General features: G+C 56.6%; 4 protein-coding genes. 1 reads left to right on the top strand and 3 read right to left on the bottom strand.

The window, feature by feature from the left end:
- Positions 1–94 precede the first annotated feature (94 nt).
- The 3 genes from repB to EN780_RS39805 form a co-directional block, all read right to left on the bottom strand.
- Positions 95–1,081, bottom strand: coding sequence for a plasmid partitioning protein RepB (gene repB, locus EN780_RS30300; protein ID WP_128276126.1), 987 nt, complete (start codon positions 1,079–1,081; stop codon positions 95–97).
- A gap of 71 nt (positions 1,082–1,152) precedes the next feature.
- A complete protein-coding gene (repA, locus tag EN780_RS30305; protein WP_128276127.1) occupies positions 1,153–2,361 on the bottom strand; it encodes a plasmid partitioning protein RepA in 1,209 nt (402 codons plus the stop codon).
- A gap of 216 nt (positions 2,362–2,577) precedes the next feature.
- Positions 2,578–3,024 carry a hypothetical protein gene (locus EN780_RS39805; protein ID WP_210215062.1) on the bottom strand — a complete coding sequence of 149 codons (447 nt, stop codon included), beginning with the start codon at positions 3,022–3,024 and terminating at the stop codon, positions 2,578–2,580.
- A 17-nt stretch (positions 3,025–3,041) separates the two neighbouring features.
- Here EN780_RS39805 and EN780_RS39810 point away from each other — a divergent pair, with 17 nt between their 5' ends.
- On the top strand, positions 3,042–3,380 hold the full coding sequence (locus EN780_RS39810) for a hypothetical protein (RefSeq protein ID WP_210215061.1): 339 nt from the start codon (positions 3,042–3,044) through the stop codon (positions 3,378–3,380).
- The last annotated feature ends 30 nt before the right edge of the window (positions 3,381–3,410 follow it).

A 3,410-nucleotide genomic window follows, 5' to 3' on the forward strand; every position in this document is an offset into this window, starting at 1 on the left:
TGACAGTGATTCGGGGAAATGCGATTCTCAGCTTGCGACAGACGAGAAGGGCTTCCGCGACGGTGACGTTCGGGGGCCTTTTTCTTTTGCGGTTTCAGTCTCCTATTGATGTCTTCTCCGACTTTCTGAACGCCTCATAAAGGTTGCCCAGATTATCGGAAATCCACGTCCCAAAGCGGCTGCCGTCCATCTCCTTCACGGCGATCGTGATGGCCTTGCCTGCCTTCTTGACGCTGACGCTAACTGATTTGTCCTCGGGGACCCAGGACTGTGCTTGGGACTTAATGGCTACCTTGCGAACCGGCTTCCCCTTAGCATTCAAGGCTGCTAGCAACCTTTCGAAGCGTTCGTTGCTCTCCAGCTCACCGAATTCTGGTTCGGACAAGATTGCATTAACCACTTCGGATTTCTTGCCGGCGAGCAGAGACAGCTCAACCCACCGCTCGCGGCCTACAGACGTAGCTGATCCAATCTTACCGATCACAGATGCGGGAATTCTGGTGACAACCGATACCATCTTCGAGACCGCAGCGGCGTTCGCGGCCAATGCTGACGAGATCACATCTCTGTCGTACCCCAAATCCTCAAGGCGCTTTGCGAACATCGCCTTCTCGATGAAACTGAGATTTGCCCGAGCGGAATTCTCCTGACCCTGGGCAATTACATGGGTCCTGTCGTCGATCTCCTTGACGACTGCCCTCACCTTCCGTCCCAGTTCGCGGGCGACTCGGACTCTGCGATGGCCAAAGACGATCATGTAGCGGCCGTCTGAGCTCGGATGCGGACGGACAAGTATGGGAGAATCCTGCCCTCTCTCCCTAATCGCTTCCAGCAGCTCTTGATATTGTTCCTCGTCGTCGCCCAGGCGGTCGGAAACGAACGAGCCATCGACTGCGCTTGGGTCGAGTTCGACGACATGCTCCCCCTCAAGATACGCATCCGCTTGCTTTGCCAACTCGTTGACTGAGCGGATCATGGATTTTGACGCGCCGCGGATCGGATATGCCGCAGCGGAGGCTGGTGACGCCCGGTCGTCGGCCTCCGCTTCTACCAGGCCTGCAAGAAGATTCTTACGTGCCATATTTTACCTCCAGATAGCGCGTAGTCCATTGAATACATTCGGCAAATATCCACTTTTGTCAGCAGACAAAGTCAACGCCCCCATGCTTCATGAATCAAAGCTACGATTTCGCCGTTTACGACGTCCAAGGCTTCCATTGCTCGCTCGTATGTGGAACGGGTCATCGCATTCTTTTCGACTTCGTAGAGGGTCTGCTTGGTAATCCCCGCATCGGAAATCGCCGTTGATTTCAACATCTGGTTCTTGAGAATGAATTCGCCGAACAGCGTATGCAGGAACGCCACCATCTGCGCTTGCGGCTGATCCGTGGGTTCGAATCGAGTAACAAGATAGCGATACCATTCCAGATTCACCTCCGCACCGGCCGCCCTGATCGGCTCCAGGATGTTCCCGAGCATCAGCAGAAACTGGCCCATGCTCATAACATCGAGCATTTGCGGATGGATTGTGATCAACACTGAGGTGGCCGCGGTCAGTGCGGTGATCGTCAGGTAGCCAAGCTGCGGCGGACAATCGATAACTATGACATCGTAGCGATCGTCGACTTCCATCAATGCCTTCGAGATGCGCGTGAAAAACGCCCTGCCCACATTCGAAGACTTGTCCGTCATTGCTAGAGGCGTGTCGTATTCGAATTCCTGCAGCTCTAAGTTCGCTGGGACGATGTCCAAGCCCGGAAAATTCGTCGGCTTGATGATTTCCGAGAGAGGCACCCTCTCGTCGTCATAGCGAATCGCGTCGTAAAGCGATCTTGTCTGGTCGAGTTCAGGTTGGAACCCATGCAACGAAGAAAGCGACGCCTGCGGATCGAGATCGACAGCTAGGACACGGTGCCCGGTAAGTGCCAGGTATTGGGCGAGGTGGGCAGCGGTAGTGGTCTTCCCGCTGCCCCCCTTGAAATTAACCACAGCCAAAATCTGAAGCTTCTCGCTCGGCCGCCGATGGGGAACATACATGCGGGCATCGGATCGACCGTACTGGTCGAGATACTGGCGCAACTCAAGCATCTGTTCAGCAGTGTACGAGCGTCTGCCCGACGTCGAGGTTTCAGGCACCGGTCCCTTTCCTTCCAGATGCAGTTTCTTCAGATGGCTCTGGGACACCCCCAGATACGTGGCAACCTCAGCCAGCGAGAACGAACGAAGATTTTTCTTTGCATGGGGAGGGAAGCGCTGCATCGAAAGCAGGTGCAACTTCTTCGATATCTGGTCGCCCTGATCGAGGATACTTTTCTCGAACAGCAGCGGGACTTTCGTAGGAACGGGCGAACTCACGTTCATTCGATCGAGACTCTCTAAAAACGATTTTTGACGTAAAAGCGCCATGCAACCGTCATTATGTCCGATTCGTTCGCCCGGGCAAGAAATTTAAAGTTAACAAAAGCTTAATGGTCCCAGGATAGCATTACATGATGTGATTCATGCAACTGAATATGCTACATAATTCGGCGGTTTTGTCTGCGGACAAAGCGTGCTTATCCCAAGCACAGCTCCTGCTTACCCAAGCGTCCCGCGCAAATTCTTATCGGCTTCCTTAGGCGACCCGCACCGGTGCCTGGCGAGTGATCGCGACATTGAGCTTCTGGCGGCGATCGCGTGACCGACATTCGGATCGAACCAATGGTCGTGGGTCATCAGAAAGAACCAGGCGAAGGGCAGATCGATTTCGGTGTCGATCGCCTTGATCCGTTCCATCAGCCGGTGCACGGAGACGCCTTCGTCGGCGAGCAGCCGCTCAGTCGGCATTTTAAGCGGCCGCGGAATAAAACCGATCTCGCGCCGGCCGCGATCCTCGAGGTCGTGGATGTCGAAGGCCCAGTGCGCAAAGATGCGGTCGGCGGCCGCACTCGATCGCTCCCAGGCAACAAAAAAGCGGCTTTCGCGCGGCACGAAATCGAACCAGTCGGGATTGGAGTCGAAAAAACGCGGTGTCGCGCGTGCCATCTGGCCCGACCTCGCGGATGACGGTTTTCCAGCTCGGGCCGCTGCGCCTCGCGCAGTTCGCGTTCGATGCGCGTCCGGCGCGCCAAAAAACTGCGCATGTGAACGATGCCGCCGCCGGAACGGCCGCGCAGCCGGTGGACTGGCCCTGCGAGCTGTTGCGTCTCGACCGCGGAACCGCGCAAAACCCTGGTCGGCTCGAACAGATCGTCGACGTTGCGGGGGCGATAGTCGGGATCGACCACCGCGCCGGAAGTCGGCGACGCCGGGACCGGTCGGGGCAAAGGCGAAGGCGGTGGTGCCGCGCCATTCGGCGAATTTTTCCCCGCTCTGGCGATGCCGGTTCCAGAAGGCGTTGAGGTCACCGCCGACCTCGGCCAGTTCATGCT

Source organism: Mesorhizobium sp. M4B.F.Ca.ET.089.01.1.1 (assembly GCF_004022605.1).
Classification (GTDB): domain Bacteria; phylum Pseudomonadota; class Alphaproteobacteria; order Rhizobiales; family Rhizobiaceae; genus Mesorhizobium; species Mesorhizobium abyssinicae.